At 49.2% G+C, this 16481-nt stretch carries 15 protein-coding genes; 7 read left to right on the forward strand and 8 right to left on the reverse strand.

The window, feature by feature from the left end; all coding sequences use genetic code 11:
- Positions 1-163 precede the first annotated feature (163 nt).
- Positions 164-1696, reverse strand: a complete 1533-nt coding sequence (locus DEF47_RS06500; protein ID WP_012189251.1) for a formylglycine-generating enzyme family protein — start codon at positions 1694-1696, stop codon at positions 164-166.
- 199 nt (positions 1697-1895) lie between these two features.
- On the opposite strand from DEF47_RS06500, the gene DEF47_RS06505 reads away from it, so the two are divergent.
- From DEF47_RS06505 to DEF47_RS06515, 3 genes are all read left to right on the forward strand, one after another.
- Positions 1896-2330, forward strand: coding sequence for a hypothetical protein (locus DEF47_RS06505; protein ID WP_012189252.1), 435 nt, complete (start codon positions 1896-1898; stop codon positions 2328-2330).
- A gap of 52 nt (positions 2331-2382) precedes the next feature.
- Positions 2383-2820 (forward strand): DUF2690 domain-containing protein, encoded by a 438-nt coding sequence (locus DEF47_RS06510; protein WP_287045032.1) that lies wholly within the window; start codon positions 2383-2385, stop codon positions 2818-2820.
- Positions 2821-3131: 311 nt separating this feature from the next.
- Positions 3132-4094: a TerC family protein gene (locus DEF47_RS06515; RefSeq protein WP_012189254.1), complete on the forward strand. Its 963-nt coding sequence runs from the start codon at positions 3132-3134 to the stop codon at positions 4092-4094.
- A gap of 53 nt (positions 4095-4147) precedes the next feature.
- On the opposite strand, the gene DEF47_RS06520 is transcribed toward DEF47_RS06515, so the two are convergent.
- Positions 4148-6034, reverse strand: a complete 1887-nt coding sequence (locus tag DEF47_RS06520; RefSeq protein WP_012189255.1) for a hypothetical protein — start codon at positions 6032-6034, stop codon at positions 4148-4150.
- Between the two features lie 104 nt (positions 6035-6138).
- Between DEF47_RS06520 and DEF47_RS06525 the strand changes: the two genes are divergently transcribed.
- Positions 6139-8679: a CHAT domain-containing protein gene (locus DEF47_RS06525; RefSeq protein ID WP_012189256.1), complete on the forward strand. Its 2541-nt coding sequence runs from the start codon at positions 6139-6141 to the stop codon at positions 8677-8679.
- Here the strand turns inward: DEF47_RS06525 and DEF47_RS06530 are convergent.
- On the reverse strand, positions 8619-9317 hold the full coding sequence (locus DEF47_RS06530; protein WP_041304322.1) for a hypothetical protein: 699 nt from the start codon (positions 9315-9317) through the stop codon (positions 8619-8621). The two genes, DEF47_RS06525 and DEF47_RS06530, sit on opposite strands and share 61 nt — an antisense overlap.
- A gap of 62 nt (positions 9318-9379) precedes the next feature.
- Positions 9380-9985, reverse strand: a complete 606-nt coding sequence (locus DEF47_RS06535; protein WP_012189258.1) for an RNA polymerase sigma factor — start codon at positions 9983-9985, stop codon at positions 9380-9382.
- Between the two features lie 325 nt (positions 9986-10310).
- On the opposite strand from DEF47_RS06535, the gene DEF47_RS06540 reads away from it, so the two are divergent.
- The gene (locus tag DEF47_RS06540) at positions 10311-10778 is read left to right on the forward strand and encodes a response regulator (RefSeq protein ID WP_012189259.1); all 468 of its coding nucleotides are present in this window, start codon (positions 10311-10313) and stop codon (positions 10776-10778) included.
- Between the two features lie 57 nt (positions 10779-10835).
- Positions 10836-12341: an FAD-dependent oxidoreductase gene (locus DEF47_RS06545; protein ID WP_012189260.1), complete on the forward strand. Its 1506-nt coding sequence runs from the start codon at positions 10836-10838 to the stop codon at positions 12339-12341.
- A 189-nt stretch (positions 12342-12530) separates the two neighbouring features.
- On the opposite strand, the gene DEF47_RS06550 is transcribed toward DEF47_RS06545, so the two are convergent.
- Positions 12531-13067, reverse strand: a complete 537-nt coding sequence (locus DEF47_RS06550) for an inorganic diphosphatase (RefSeq protein WP_012189261.1) — start codon at positions 13065-13067, stop codon at positions 12531-12533.
- Between the two features lie 183 nt (positions 13068-13250).
- Here DEF47_RS06550 and DEF47_RS06555 point away from each other — a divergent pair, with 183 nt between their 5' ends.
- The gene (locus DEF47_RS06555; RefSeq protein WP_012189262.1) at positions 13251-14678 is read left to right on the forward strand and encodes a nitronate monooxygenase; all 1428 of its coding nucleotides are present in this window, start codon (positions 13251-13253) and stop codon (positions 14676-14678) included.
- A gap of 64 nt (positions 14679-14742) precedes the next feature.
- On the opposite strand, the gene DEF47_RS06560 is transcribed toward DEF47_RS06555, so the two are convergent.
- From DEF47_RS06560 to DEF47_RS06570, 3 genes are all read right to left on the reverse strand, one after another.
- A complete protein-coding gene (locus tag DEF47_RS06560; RefSeq protein ID WP_287045033.1) occupies positions 14743-14979 on the reverse strand; it encodes a hypothetical protein in 237 nt (78 codons plus the stop codon).
- A gap of 21 nt (positions 14980-15000) precedes the next feature.
- Complete coding sequence (locus tag DEF47_RS06565; protein WP_012189263.1) at positions 15001-15279, reverse strand: hypothetical protein; 279 nt, start codon at positions 15277-15279, stop codon at positions 15001-15003.
- A gap of 166 nt (positions 15280-15445) precedes the next feature.
- Positions 15446-16180, reverse strand: a complete 735-nt coding sequence (locus tag DEF47_RS06570) for a MerR family transcriptional regulator (RefSeq protein WP_012189264.1) — start codon at positions 16178-16180, stop codon at positions 15446-15448.
- Positions 16181-16481 lie beyond the last annotated feature (301 nt).

Here is a 16481-nt window from a genome sequence, read left to right on the forward strand (position 1 = left end):
CATTGGTACGTGTCGAGGTGGTTGTGACCCACGCTGCTCCATCCCGAACCAGGCCGTGAACGCGACACACACCGAGGCTACTGCAGCACCCGCTGTGGGAACGTAGGGGGATGCGTACCGCTCCACAAAGCCTCCGTTGGTAATCCAACGGAGGCTTTTGTTTTTAATTTACATCGGCGGCGCAGCGAAAGCCTAAGCGATCGGTTGTTTGGTCGGGAGTGCCAATCCGCCAACTATTATGCAGATAGCCAGGTGGTGTTGCCCAACTCCCTCCACGCTTGACATGGCTGTTGCCTAGCTCGGGACCTTGAGGGTTTTGGCTAGCAGGATTATTTTGATAATAGCTTGGCTGATACCAATCGGCAGTCCACTCGCTTACGTTCCCTAAGAGGTCGTGTACCCCATATGGGCTGATACTTTGCGGAGATTGGCCAATTGCTTGTAAACCACGAACTTGTAAAATATGGGATCGCAGCGGAATCGCATGATTGCTTAAGCCAGACTTCCACTCATTGCCCCACGGAAATCGCCACCCTTCAACGCCTCGCGCCGCTTTCTCCCACTCGGCTTCGGTGGGCAATCGTTTATGCTTGGCTGTGCAGTACGCCACTGCATCTTCATAGTGAATATGAATGACTGGATAATCGGCTTTGTCGTCAATTGATGAATTGGGGCCGTATGGTTGTTTCCAAAAAGCGCCTTTAATCGCGCTAAAGTTCAGTGTTTCCTTAGAGCCAGCCGTTTCGATAACCTCAAGAATCATGCTCTCTCCTTGGCGTTCAGCGTAGGTTATATACTGAGTTTGCTCAACGAATTGGGCAAATTGAGCATTCGTTACTTCATATTTATCAATGCGGTAGCTATTCAGAAATACCTGACGCGCTTGGCCATTTTGATCAAATTCATCATCAAACTCTAATTCTGTACAGGCAGCACCATAATCAATACATAATTGAGCATAGTATGCGATATCAGCATAATTACTTCCCTGAATGAAAAATCCAGCCGGAATTGTAATCATGGAGTTAGTAAGATTTGAATTGTGTTGCGATGGAATGTCTATTACTGATTGATCGTTTGATTTCGCATGTTGCAGATTCAGCCCCATGAGCATAATCGTAATGCTACTAATGCCAAATAACCACAACAAACGTTTTTTGGGTAGACTTAGATTTATATGTTTTTGATGTTTTGTTTGCTCGTGAATTTCCGTGTGTATGATAGCAATTGGATCACTTGGATTTGGCTTAACTTCAGTTGTTGGTGCTAATTGAGGATTATGTGCTTCTACGTGATCAACTGAATCAGCCTTTACCTCCTGTTGCAGCAATTGGATTTGCGCCTCATACCATGTTTGGACCATTGCTAAAATTGGATTAATGGTTTGCTTATGCACATTTGTGCCAATCTGTTGTTCACGTGGCTGAATAAAATATTCAATTTGATGCCATGGTAGTAGTTCAAGTGGTGAAGTTTTGATGGCTTGTAAGAGGTTGTTCGCTTGCTGATAATTGGCTTGGAGTGCCGCCGCAACGATGATCACCCGTTCCCAATTGCGTGGCCGACTTTTGCCTTTTAACCAATCGTCGAGCGTATCTTCGGGGATGGCGGTTTTTTGGCTTAAGACTCGGATTGACATCGATGCTGTTTGTTTGAGTTGGCTTAACTGTACCGCAAATGTTGGCGAAACCGTCATTAAAAATCCTCCAACCGTGATACACACTCTTTTTCACCCCATTTCCCCCCTCATTCCCCCTTGGTTTGCTCCTTAATCCCTGTTCATTCTCCGATTGGCTAGGTTGTTGACTGCGGCTAGGCTATTGTACAACACATACCTGTGCTGCTTGACGCAGCCAAATGTGAGCATTAGTTTGTGATTTGGAAGGAGTTTTCTGATGAATGTGGGTGTAGGACGGCGGATACTGTTGTGGGGTGTTGGCGTGTTAATGGCGTTGGTTGCGGCAGTTCCTTCAGCTGGGTATGCTGCGATGCCGCAATCGGCCTTTGCTGTGCCAGGTTGTAGTATCGTTGTTAATAAACCCTCGGTTGGCACCCGCAAAATTAATAATCAATCTGTGTCTGTGGTCATTGGCTATGTCCAAGTGAATTGCAATACAACCCAGAGCCAAATTACAATCAATCGCACGATTCAAAAAAGCCAAGGCAATCAAGTGCTTATCTCCTATACAGCCCAACCTGCGTATACCTGCTATCAAGTTAAGTGGTGTGGTGCTGAAGTTTGGTATTCCTATTCGTCAGGCACATGGCAAACCTTTGGTTCGTCAAGCCATACCGATTATGTGATTGGCTCAGGCACGATTAATCTCTAAAGCTGGCTGGATTCGTATTTTGTAGGGCAAATTGTTAATCAAGGAACATACAATGAAGATATACCTCCGACTTACACTGGCTCTGATTGTTTTCAGTGCCTTGATGATTCAATCGCCAGTTTCCACCTATGCTGCAACTTGCTCTGGCACTGGATGTAACGGAAAAGATCCTCAAGCTAGTGGCTGTGCGAGTGGCGCAACCACCGTTGCAACAGCGTATTTCACTGGTGGCTATGTTGAGTTGCGCTGGTCTGCTACTTGCCAGACAAACTGGGCCAGGGTAGTTAGTACCTCAGGCAATAAATATCTTAAAGCCTATATTGTGCAGCAAAATGTTGGCGAATTGTATGCATCAAATGTCTATGGGCAATCAACCTATTCGCCGATGAAGTATGCCCCAACTGGTCAAATTTATATTCAGGCCTGTGGGTTTATGGCAACGCAACCAAATACTGATGTTGGCTCAGGTAATTGTACAGGTTTCTACTAGCTATCGCTAAAGCACGATCGGTTGCAGGTAATGACCTACAACCGATCGTGCTTTAATTAATAACCAATCTGCTTAACTAACATCACAAATCCCCCTTGACAAACTAAAAACTATTGATACTATATATCCATACGTTCCGTTGGGGAGTAGCCACCTGCATCAACAGGGTTTGCAATCGTCAATCCAGAAGCAATTCTCGGTTGCAAACAATACGCACTGCGTATTTTGGTCAGACCAACATTGGCTTTGATATGAGCCGTGTTGGTTTTTTTGTGTGACCAACCACGGCCTTTGCAGGAGGCAATGCAACAATGGATACCCTCGTTTGGATGTGGATCGGCTTTAATGTCTTTGTTTTGGCCATGTTGGCGCTCGACCTTGGGGTCTTTCACCGCTCAGCGCATGTGGTTTCAATCAAAGAAGCCACATTGTGGAGTGTCGCCTGGATTGGCCTAGCCGCGATCTTCAACCTGGGGATTTACCTCTTTTGGCAGCAACTCGTGCCCCAAAGCAGCTATACCAATAGCGAAGCGGCTCTCGCCTTTATGACGGGCTACCTGATTGAAAAATCGCTCAGTATCGACAATATTTTTGTGTTTGTGCTGATTTTCGGTAGCTTTGCAGTACCAGCCCAATATCAACATCGCGTGTTGTTCTGGGGCGTGCTCGGAGCTTTGGTGATGCGCGGAGCCATGATCGGGGCTGGCGCAGCCTTGATTCGCGAATTCCACTGGATCATCTACATCTTCGGCGCGTTCTTGATTGTCACTGGGATTAAGATGGCTCTGCATCAAGAACAAACGCTTGATCCCAAGAACAATATTTTGGTGCGAACCTTCCGTCGTTTGATGCCAGTAACCGATGAGTATGAGCAGGATAAATTCTTTGTGCGCAAGGCTGGCGTGTTGATGGCAACCCCGTTGTTCTTGGTGCTGTTGATGATTGAAGCGACCGACTTGATCTTTGCTGTCGATTCAATTCCAGCGATCTTTGCCGTCACCCAAGAGCCGTTTTTGGTCTATACCGCCAATGTGTTTGCAATTCTGGGCTTGCGTTCGCTGTACTTTGTGCTGGCTGGGATGGTGCATAAGTTCCATTATCTCAAGCTTGGTTTGGCTTTCGTTCTCAGTTTTGTGGGTGTCAAGATGCTGTTGGTCGAAACGGCCTTCAAAATTCCTTCGGGGATTGCGCTGGGTGTGGTAGCGACGATTATCGTAATTGCGATTGGCGCTTCGTTGATTCGTGCTAAGCGGCTGGAAAACGCCCAGAGCTAATTGATTAACTAGCAAGGCCGTGGGTTAATTGCAAACCCACGGCCTTTTTGTATTTATTGGGCTAAGGCGTATACCAGGCCTTGGCTAGTGTAATTGCGTAGATCAACGGTTATATAGCCTAGTTCAGGGCTGAGAGCCACAATCGGCACAACACTCCAGCCAGCGGTTGGGTTAGCTGGATTATAGACCAACACGACTGGAATGCCGTTGCGATACAGACTTGGATCGTAACTCAATTGGGCATAGAGCGGTGGATGATTGCTATACCAAGCCAACAGCCGCTTATCACGAATCATATAGGGCTGAATCAAGGTTGGCCATTGTTTGATCGTATAGTTGGGCAAATTGTTGTAGTTGGTACACAATGGCGCTGGTTGATACACTTCAAGCGTAAAACCATTGACGCTTGCTGCTGCGCCAGCTTGCAGATCGAGGCCAACATTGCCATCGGCCAATGGTGCATGGATTTCGGCAGTTGCTGGCCCAAAGCCACCAGCAATTTGATACCATGTGGCAACTGGTGTTTGATATTCGCTGCTATAGGCATACAAATAGTTGTGATGACTGGCTAAGCCGGCAATTTCAGCAGCGGTTAATTCAAAGGTTGCAGCAAACGTGCGGCTGCTGCTAATATCAATATTTTCAACTGTGCGACAGTTGCCCCCAGCTGGACAAAACGATAGATTAACCTTTTTGCCTCGAACTGCGCCACATTCTTTGCCCTGAATTTCAATCGCATTAATTTCGGGTAGCGTGCTTGTACTATTAAGTTTTGGTTTGACTTGTAGATCGGCGACCCAGCGTTGATTGCTTAAGGTAAAACTGCTGGTTGGGCTTAGAATGCTCTTCGCTTGGCTGATTGACGTGACCGAATTGGTGTTCCAATCGCGGGCCAGCACAATTGCCCGATCGCTATCGCTAAAGTTAATTCCATACCATGCTTCTTGCTCGCCCTCACTCAACAAGCCTTGATTGATAATCCGGGTGGGTTTATTGGGAGCACCTTTGATGCTAAAACCCATTGCTTGTGTATCATCTAATCCGCTAAATTGCACCAGACTGGTGTTGCCCTTGGCATTGGCTGCGATAAATTTAACGCTGGCCTCGCCATTGTGAGCCATCACGCTTGGCTGATTGCTGGGCACTAAACCATAGAGCGTTTGAATCGTTTCCCAATCATCCATGGCATACATCAAGGTTTGAGGTGTATTATCGCAATGATAATGCTGGGCTGCATTGCCACGTAATTTGCTGGCGCTATAGTGATACGACATCAGCGAGTTATGGCTCAAACGATCATGCGATAACTCAGCACTAAGGTCGTTACTGGTTGAACTACAATAGGTATAATTGGCACTAGCAGCATCGGGCGCATAGCCATCGTGCAAGCCCAAAATATGGTGACCCAATTCGTGGCTCATGGTTTGGCTGCCAGTTAATTCCGACCAATAGCCACAACGGGCGTTGATGCCATTCCATAAGCGCCCGAGCATAATTGCTGCTGGTACGAAATGAACTTTGCCATCGTGGGTTTCGATCGTGCGAATGCTTTTTTCAAAGCCGCCTAGAAAGGCCGTTGGGCGATAATCGTTGTTGGCCAAAATCCGAATATCGGCATCGTTCCAATGTTCGCCGCTAGTGTAAACCGAGTATTGCTCAACCCAAACTTGGCCATCAGTGGCTTGATACAGGGTTTGGCTGGTTTCTTGCAAGGCCGTGGTTAAAATCTCTTGCAGCGATGCTTGGCTAAAGGCGGCGCAGGTGCTGCCATTTGCTTGACGTAATGCATCTTGCTGGCCTGGCTGCCATTCGATCGAAACAATTAAATGCAGATTTTGAAAATCGCTGCTGGCATTAGCTTGCTTTGGTTTGGTTGGCAAGATTAAGGTAATCAAACATAAACTGCTGATGAGAATGAAACTCATTTTGCGCCAAAACATACACTCGACTCCTTAAGATAATTCTGAAAAGAGCGTTACAACCAAATCAATCGTTGCATATTAATGACGTGCCGACGGCCTAATTCTTTCCGTAGGAGGTTGCCATGACTGCTTTCGATGCCGATTCGACCTATCTCGCAGTGCTGTTGGTGTTTGAGCCATTTGATTCTGAATTATGGCCGCTACTGGCTCCGGCTGCGCCAAGCGTCGAGCAACTTCAAGCTGCTGGTTGGTTGCAAGCGAGCGCCGCTGGATTAAGTTTGCTGACAGAGCGCCGCGAACAGCTGCAAGCCCAGTTCGATTCGGCCAGCATTCGCGCAGCCTATCAGCAATTAATCGCTGCTGAACTGAGATTAAGCGACAATCAACCAGCGTTTGCCGCCCGTTTATTTGCCGATCTGCGAACGTTTGCCGAGTTGCTGATTCGCCAAGCGCCACATGAACTGGCCGATCTGGTCAATCAAATTCCAGTTGATTTAGCGCCAACCAAGGCCGATCGCCAACTGTTGGAGTACTACCGTGGCCTCGCCGCTGGCCTGCGTGATCAATATGCAGAGGCATGTACGTTGCTCAGCCAATTATTGGCGCAACCAGATTTGGAGCCAATGATTCGCGGGCGGGCGCTCAACTCCGATGCCACGTTTGCCCGCTACAGTGGCAATTATGATCGGGCGTTGGCCAATTATCAAGCCAGTTTTGCGCTGTGGGAAGCCCAGGCTGATCCAGTTCGTCAAGCCTATGTGCTGCTGAATGAAGGTAGTTTGCGCTACCACCTGCAAGAATATCGCGCTGCTGAACGCTGCTTGAATAGCAGTTTAGCGACCTTACAAGCCCAAAATTTATTGTATCCCCAAGCTTTGGTGCTGATCAACCTTGGTTTGTTGGCGCGTGATCGTGGCAATTGGGCGCAGGCCTTAAGCCATTTTCGGCAGGCTGAAGCTATTTTGCAAGCTGAAAATGCCACCGATTTTCTGGGGCGCATCGCCAATAATTTGGGCGAATTAGCCTTGTTGCAGGGCCAATATCAAGCTGCTCGTGAGCATTTTGAGCAAGCCCTAGCCCAGATGAGCAGTCGAGTTTATCACATTGATGCCTACTTGAATTATGGTTTGGCCTGGCATGTTGAAGGCATGTTTGAGCAAGCTGAAACCGCCTATCGCCAAGCGCTCGATCTGGTGGAAAGCGTTGAGCGCCAAGAAATCGCCGCTTTAGTTTGGTTTCGTTTGGGCCAAGTTGCAGCGGCTCGCAATGATCATCACCAAGCCGAGCAGCATTATTTGCAAGCAATTGAGCTGATCGAGGCGATGCGTGCACCCATTTTGGCCGAAAGCTTGCAAATTAGTTTGATGGGGCGGTGGCAACAGGTCTACGAAGGGGCGGTGGCGGCCTATCTCGCTCAATCCAATGTTGAAGCTGCCTTTGTGATGGCGGAAAAAGCCCGTGCTCGCGCACTCAACGATTTGCTGGCCCGCAACGGCCAAACCAACCAAGCAATTGGCACAATTCCCAGTTTGAGTGAGTTGCAACAAAGCTTGGCGCAGGGCAGCCTTATGCTCGATTATATGACAATTGGTGCGGTTGGGCCTGAGGCCAGTTTGTTGGCGGCTTTGCCTGCGAGTGCCAAAGCCTTGCGCAGCTTGTTAATCCAGCCGGCAGCAACTTGGCTATTTGCAATTACCGCTGAGCAAGCTCAAGCCTTCAATTGCCAAATCGACCCCAATATTCTCTTGGCGACCTCACCATTTCAGTGTGATGGACGACGCTTTTTGCGTCCGGCAATTTTGCAGCGCTTGCAGCAACGTTTGCTTTTGCCAGCTCAAGCTTACTTACAACAGGCGCAACAGGTGATTATCGTGCCGCATGGAGCTTTGCATCATGTGCCGTGGAATGCCCTGTTGCTGGGCGAACTTCAGCTTGATCTGCCTTCGACTACCATTCCAAGCGCTGCTAGCTATTTGCAATTGAGCCAACGCCCACCGAGCCAAGCTCCCGAGGCTTGTGGGGCATTAAGTTACGCTGGTGGGGTTGAACCAGCCTTGGTGCATACGCATGCCGAGGCCGAAGCAGCGGTGCAGGCACTTGGCGGCCAGCATTATCCATTGCCAGTGCCCAATATTCAACAAGCGCTTGGCAATTATCGCATTGTGCATATTGCCTGCCATGGCGTGTTTGTGCTCGACCAACCTTTGGCTTCATGGCTGCAATTTGGGCCTGAGCAAACCGTCTCGGCTTTGGAGATATTAACAACTTGGCAATTAGCCGCTGATTTGGTGGTGTTGAGTGCTTGCCAAAGTGGTGTGAGCGAAATTGTGCGGGGCGACGAGCCATTTGGTTTGGTGCGGGCATTTTTGGCAGTTGGCGCACGCGCAGTGTTGGTCACACTATGGCCAGTTGATGATGTGGCCAGTGCGGTGTTGATGAAGCTATTTTATCAAGCCCTGCAAAGCGGTGCTGCCCCCGCCGAGGCCTTACGCCAAGCAGTGCAACAGATTCGCAGCATGCCTCAAACACAGGTAGCTATGCCGCTTGCTCCAAGCCAGCAGACAGAGTACCCGTTCGCCGATCCGCATTATTGGGCGGGCTATCAGTTAATTGGCGTTGGCAGCTCGATTTCTACTGTCAAGCCAGCCACATCAGCCGCTTGAACCTCGCCAAAGACGGCTTCGCCCCAAACATCGGTTTCGGTGCTACGGCGGCCTGAGGGAGCAATCAAATGGACGTTGATATTGGCCAAATCGGGCCATTCACGGTCGTGGAGTTGCACTTGCACGCGCACCCGACAAAAGTTGGCCTCAGCCGGATAAATTGCCAAATTGATTTCACGCAAGGGCTGAATGCTGGGCGTAAAGGTCAATTGCAACGGTTGGGTGTTTTCGCCGCGTAAGGCTGGTTGGGCTGGTTGTAGGGCGGCAAAGCCATCCAACAAGCTTTGGTTGAGGCTGATCTGAATATGTTTGCCGACCATAGCGAGCGCCGCAGCTACTTTTTCATACCAACTTGGCGCTTGATTCAAAAAGCTCAAATCGGGCTGAGGCACAGGCAGATCGCCAGTAACTGCGGTAAATGAGCGATCAAGTGCTGCGAAATATTCCGAGCAACCAACGCATGCATCCAAATGGTTTTGAATGGCGGGTGATAAGTATTGTTGGGTAATCCGTTGGTTGCGCTCAGCATAGATGGCCAGTTGATCGCAGCATGTCTCGCATGCTTGCTGATCAACTGGTACGACCAAGGTTTTTACCAAATGCTGCATGGCATTCTGGCTCCAGTTTGCTTGATTCATAGAACATTCCTACTACAACTAATCAGCGGCTTCAGCATGGAGACGCATGCAAGCGCCCCAACCTATCCTTCTTCAACAAATTCGCGTAAACGGGCAATTAATGCTGGGTCGCGGCGTAAGGCTGCCAAATTTTTGGCGCGAGTTACTTGAATATGCGAAGCCAAGACGGGTTTTTGTGCCAATTCGCTTTCTGTTTGGGCCAAAATATCATCATTTTGTTCGCTAAAATAGCGCCCAACGACCACTCGCCGCGAACGGGCGCTGAGCGGCCCTTCCTCAATCACCTCGTTTAAGATAGCGCGGAGATCATCAAGTTGCAAGGTTTCGATTGGGGCAACCCATGGGCCATGTTCAGCATCGGGCATGCTGGCGCGACGGCGATGTTCAGGCCGACGCAATTCGTCGAGCACGGTGCGCCGCACAATTTGCATGCACCATTCGCGAAACGTGGCCGGATTTTGACATTGCTCGATGTTGCGATGAATTTTGATCAAGGCTTTTTGGGTGCAATCAGTAGTAATTGCATCGCCATCGGGGTACTCGTGGAGCATGGCATAAGCCACACGATAGAGCATATTCCAAAGTGTGGTATAGGCCTCGTGCTGGGCCAATGAATCTTGTTCAAAGCAGGCAGCATAGAGTGTTGTGCTCGTCATAGTATCGTGCATCCAATCCTCCTAGTAACCGTTGGGTGTAGCTTGCAAGGGCGGTTTTGCTACGCACCAGCCATTGGTTGCGTTGCGATCTAGGCCTTGCTTCGGCCACACCTTGTTGTAATCCATACCCATTCTCTATCGATCGACCTAGCCTAAAAGTCCCCATTTTACCCTAGGCTCTTGATTTATTGCTGATTTTGAGGCAAATTTAACCCCAAGGGAGTAGATATTAGTGTAAAAGATTCCACTTTGGGGGGATATGGCATCACCTGTGATTTATGCTAGCTGAGTTGCTGATGCCACGCGACAAATAACCAATCCATTCGGAGGTTCTCACATGGTAGGCGCTGCTTTTCGGCCCAAACCAACCATCGTCGCTCCAGCTCAGGCCAAAGTTATGGTTATTGAAGATAATGCAGATAGCATGGATTTGGCACTGTTGCTGCTGCGTGAACGGGTTAATGTGGCCTATTGTAACGCTCGTGCCTCGGGCGAGGCCTTTTTCAATTGGTTGAGTTCGCCGCAAGTTCAACAAAATCCCTCCCTTGGCATGCTCGACTTAATTTTACTGGATATTCGCATCCCGCGAGAGAATGGTTATATGGTGCTGCAAAAGTTACATGTATTGCCTGATTTCAAACGCACCAAAATTGTAGCTATGTCGGCCTATAGCAGCCGTGAAGATGTTGAACGCATGCGGGCGGCTGGCTTTGATGGCTTTGTAGCGAAACCGGTTTCAGTTAAAACCTTCCCCGATTATATTGTACGGATTTTGCGCGGCGAAGCGATTTGGGACATTTATTAAACCAAGCGCTGGTTCCCCACGTAGCATAGCCTGTTCGATCTAGGTGGGGAATTGGCGATGGATTATGATCTGATTGTAATTGGTGCAGGCATTGCGGGCTTGTCTGCTGCCGCCCTCTTGGCCAAGGATGGCTACCGAGTTTTAGTGCTAGAGGCGCATATCGAGCCTGGTGGCTGTGCTTCTTCCTATCAACGCAAACGCCCCAATGGCGAACACTATATTTTTGATGTTGGCGCAACTGTCTTTGCGGGCTTTCGGCCTGGCGGTGCGCATTATTGGCTTGGGCAAAAATTAGGCTTAACTTGGCCAATTCGCCCGGTCAATCCAGCGATGCAAGTTTGGTTGCCCGATCTGCGGGTGACCCGTTGGGGTGATGAGCGCTGGATCGCCGAACGTCAGCGGTTGTGCCTAAGCCAAGCATGGGAAGCTGAGCAATTTTGGCGTGAGCAAGAGCATTTGGCCGAGGTCGCTTGGCGCTTTGCTGGTCGGATGCCGGCGATGCCGCCCGAATCATTGGCCGATCTTGGTCAGTTGATAACCCGAATTCGGCCTGAGATGCTTGGTTTATTGCCAGCCTTGCCGCGCACGGTCAAGCATGCGCTCAATCGACATAAGGTGGATGATCGACGAATTCGCACCTTTATTGATGGTCAATTGTTGATTAGCGCCCAAAGTAGCCATGCCGAATGTGCTTGGCTCTACGGAGCAGTGGCGCTCGATTTGGCGCGAATTGGTACCTATTATGTTGAGGGTGGCGCATGGAATTTGGCCAAAACCCTCGAACAAGCCTTACTCAAGGCTGGCGGCGAAATTCGCTATCGCCAAAAAGTAAGCCAAATTCAGACCGATCTGGGGCAAGTGGTTGGGGTAACCACTGAGCAGGGCGAGCGTTTTCGCACAAAGCAGGTTATTGCTAACACGACGGTTTGGGATTTAGCTGAGCTAATCGATCAGCCGCCAAGTTGGATGCTCCGCCGAACGATCAAGGCTGTACCACAAGGTTGGGGTGCGGCAACGCTCTATCTGGGCATCGACGAAGCCGCAATTCCCCAAGGCTTAGCTGAGCATCATCAAATTATTGCCAACTATGATCAAGCGCTTGGCGAGGCCAATAGTGTGTTTATTTCATTGCATCCGGCTGATGATGCTTCGCGTGCGCCAGCTGGCCAACGAGCAATGACCGTTTCGACCCATACCGATGTTGGGCGCTGGTGGCATTGGCGGCAAACTGACCCAGCTCGCTATCGGGCTGAAAAAATAGCGATGGCTGAGCGCATGCTCGATACTGTGGCGTTAGCAATGCCATCCATTCGCCAACATATTCGTTATCAACAAATTGGTACGCCCGTTTCGTTTGCCCGCTATACTCAGCGCAAACGTGGTATGGTTGGCGGCTTGCCACAATGGCGTTCGGTTTCGGGCTTGCTTAGTTTGGGGCCACAAGCGGCACGCATTAACGGCTTGTGGTTGGTCGGCGATAGCACGTTTCCTGGGCAAAGCACCGCTGCCGTGACCCAAAGCGCGATTCAAGTTTATCAGAAAATTCGCCGTGCAGATCGTTAATCGAAATTAGGGGATTTTATCCCCTGCAGATCCTAATAGTTGTTTTGTGGATTGTTCGATTATTGTTCATTTTCCAGCTTCGTGAGCTTTGCGCTCCTCGCGGTTGCGGATTTAAACAAAGTATGCAGGGCAAGTAAACCCTGCATACTTAAACCTTAATCCTGGACCCTGGCCCTTCAATTCTGATCCCTACTCAGCTTTGCGGAAATTTTCGTTGTAGAGTTGAATCGAATCTTGGACACGTTGCTTAGCAGCCTCGGCTCCTTGCCATTCGCCAACTTGCACCGTTTTGTTTTCCAAGGCTTTGTATGAAGCAAAGAATTGGGTCACTTCTTTGATAAAGTGGGGTGGCACATCGGCCAAATCTTTGATATTGGCAAAATAAGGGTCATTGGCGGGCACGGCCAGAATTTTATCGTCGTTTTCGCCGCCGTCGATCATGCCAAACACGCCAATTGGGCGGGCTTCAACCAAACAACCAGGGAAGGTTGGGAAGTTGAGCAGTAAAATCACATCCAGCGGGTCGCCATCTTCGCAGTAGGTTTGTGGAATCAAGCCATAATCACCTGGATAGTAGACGGCTGATGAAAGCACCCGATCAAGCTTAACCAAACCCGTATCTTTGTCGATTTCATACTTGTTGCGGGAGCCACGGGGAATTTCAATCACAACGTTAATAACTTCTGGTGCATCTTCGCCAAATGGCACATCATGCCAAATATTCACAGGGAATTCCTCCATAAATGCGTTGTCAAAACGGCGCAACTATACCACGTTTTTAGCCTAATGCAATGCGTTTGACGCACTGCATTGTAGAGAAATCTGCCACAAGGGGCTATAATTCACTACGTTGTGGCTAATAGCATAGCATACAATCACGCAATAGCTTACTAAACATGGAGCAGCCTCATGCGTTTTCCCATTGTAATTCAAGGCGGAATGGGTGTCGCCGTATCTGATTGGCGGCTGGCCAAGGCCGTTGCAAGTGCAGGTCAACTTGGTGTAGTTTCTGGAACAGGGATCAATGTAGTGCTTGCTCGGCGTTTGCAAGAGGGCGATCGCGATGGGGCGATGCGTCGAGCGCTGGCTCAGTTCCCAATTGCTGGCTATGTCGAGCGCATTCTCGAGCGCTATTTTATAGAAGGCGGCAAGCCCGCCGATCAGCCCTATAAAGCTGTGCCGATGTACACCGCCGTGCCTTCGGCAGAATGGCAAATTTTGAATGTTGTGGCCTCATTTGTTGAGGTATTTCTGGCCAAAGAGGGCCATACTGGGGTTGTGGGCATCAATTTGCTTGAAAAAGTGCAAATGCCCAATCTATCGGCTTTATATGGGGCAATGTTGGCCGATGTTGATTATGTGCTGATGGGCGCGGGTATTCCGCGTGAAATTCCTGGCGTGCTTGATCAGTTTGCGGTTGGCGCGGCGGCGAGCCTGAATATTTACGTTGAGCAAGCTGGGGCCGAGGATAAATTGGTCGTGCATTTTGACCCACGCGAGATCTTCGATCATCCACCAGCGACGCTCAAACGCCCAGAATTTTTGGCGATTATTGCTTCGAATACGTTGGCGATTGCCTTGGCTAAAAAAGCTACCGGCAAAGTTAATGGCTTTATCGTCGAAGGCCCAACCGCTGGCGGCCACAATGCCCCGCCACGTGGTCAAGCGGTTTTCAATGAACGCGGCGAGCCTGTTTATGGCCAACGCGATGTGGTCGATTTGGTCAAATTGCAAGATTTAGGGCTGCCCTTCTGGCTGGCTGGCTCGTATGGCTCGCCTGAACGTTTGGCTGAGGCTTTGGCCAGCGGCGCGGTTGGCATCCAAGTTGGTACGGCCTTCGCATTATCCAACGATTCGGGTTTTAGCCCGGAGATTCGTCAATCGTTGTTAAATGATATTGCCAACGACAGCCTGAACATTTTTACTGATGCCTTGGCCTCACCAACCGGTTTTCCATTTAAAGTTGCCGAACTGAATACGACGCTAGCCTTGGAGCCAACCTACAAAGAACGGCCACGCATCTGCGATTTGGGCTATTTGCGGGTGGCCTACCCGCGTGAAGATGGCACAATGGGTTTTCGCTGTCCAGCTGAGCCAATCGATCAATATGTCAAAAAGGGCGGCGATATCAACGAGACAACAGGGCGAAAATGTTTGTGTAATGCGTTGTTTGCCAATATTGGCATGCCCCAGCAGCGCAAAGAGTATACTGAGCAGCCCTTGGTGACCCTAGGCGACGATATCAAAACCGTTTCGGCCTTGCTCGAATTGCATCCGCAAGGGTTTAGTGCGGTTGATGTGTTGGAATATTTGCTAGCCGCAGTGCCACAGCAATAAGCTAAACCCCGCAATAGAATGCTTGAAAGCAGCAGCAATCAGGGCGATTGCTGCTGCTTGGTGGTTAAATGCTCAAGGTTGGTAGTGTTGAGGGCGTAAATTGGGCAACCATTTGCTCCAAAACCGTGGTCATTGTTTCATCAAAGGGAATTTCATTCGTCAGGGTAGCAAATAAAACGTTCGCACAGGCACAAACTTGGCTATCAACATCGCTTGAGAGATCCGCTTGTACCGCAATTGTCATGCTAATTGCATCGAGTTTCAAAAATAAATCAGCCAACAATCCTTGGATTTGCATCATTAAGCTCCTTTTTTCCTGTGATTAAGCACACTTGGCCAATGGCGCTGGACTTGAAGATTTTTCGCTGGCACATAAGGCCTGAATTAAGCGCAGATTGGCGGGGATTTGCTGGCGCAAGGTTAATTGCATAATTTGAATCAGTACTTTGGCTTGGCGCACGCGCAGATTTGAAATTGTATGTTGGCTTTGCAATGTCCAAATCATGTGTTCTAGCTCGTGAATTGCACCTTCTAACGAGGCATACGGATCGCGAATCTCAGCCAATAATTGATTGAAGCGTTGCTCTTGTTCAGGGGTCATTGCGTTTCCTCCGATAGCTATCCAATAGTCTCTGCTGTATATAGATGCAGAAACATATTTTTTTTTGCACGCTGCATTCAATTTCATCAAAATTGCGCTAATTCAGTTATAAAGATGAAATATTTAGAACATTTGTGTTATAATTAACTTGATAATTTGCAGTTATTTACTCAATAATTGGGATTGGTTGCAGCGGCACATAGGTTTGAATATAGCTCACCAACGCCGTGGTTGCTTGTAAACATTCCCAGCTTTGTTGGGCCAAAGCGACGCGGCGCTGTTCGATTGCAGCAACGGCCCGTTGCGGTTGTTGTTGATCAAGCGTTTCTAAGGTTGTGCGAATTGAGCTAAAATCAGCATTAGCTTGACGTAATAAAACGATAATTCGTAGGCGACGCAATTGGCGTTCATCATAATAGCGATAGTTGTTCGAGGCTTGGCGAATTGGCTGCAAAAGGCCTTGTTGCTCCCAAAAGCGCAAGGCCGAGATGGGCACGCCCACGGCTTTGGCAGCCTCACCAACCAAGATACGCTGGCTATGGCGCGGGCTTGGTGGTAATTGATCGGCCACGGCTTTGAGCAAGGTCAGGGTTTGGTCAAGCTGCTGGCGAATGCTATCCAGCTTGGCATGATGTTGGTTGATCAGATTAAACGCTGTTTGATGATTGGCCTGATGCAATGCCGCCATAATCTGCTGAGCATTCCGCCAACCATACCCCTTGATAAGTTGATGGGCAGTTTTAATCGCATCAATATGCTGTTGGGTATATTGACGGTAGCCGTTGGAGCCGCGTTCGACGTTGGGCAAAAAGCCCTCAGCTTGATAATTGCGCACTTGTTGCACGCTCACATTAATTGCTTTAGCTAAGTCAACGGTGCGGAAATAACGCCCAACATTCATGTTAAACCCTCATGTAAAAATTGAGACTTTGATCAGCAATTTGAGTGTCGAAAGGATATTTACCAAGCGAAAACTCCCTACACTTGCATCTATGTTCTAGAATAAATTCGAATCACAAGTGTAGCACGTTATGGAGTTGATGATTGGGTTATATGCCCTCACCCCCTAACTACCTCTCTCACGCGAGGCTAAGAGAAACCACCAAGTCAGAAGCTCCTCGCCCGCCGCAGTGGGCGAGGGGTTGGGGTGAGGGAACGAGAGAAACCACCAAGTCAGAAGCCCCTCGCCCGCCGCAGTGGGC

Source organism: Herpetosiphon sp., from assembly GCF_003512625.1.
GTDB classification, from domain to species: domain Bacteria; phylum Chloroflexota; class Chloroflexia; order Chloroflexales; family Herpetosiphonaceae; genus Herpetosiphon; species Herpetosiphon aurantiacus.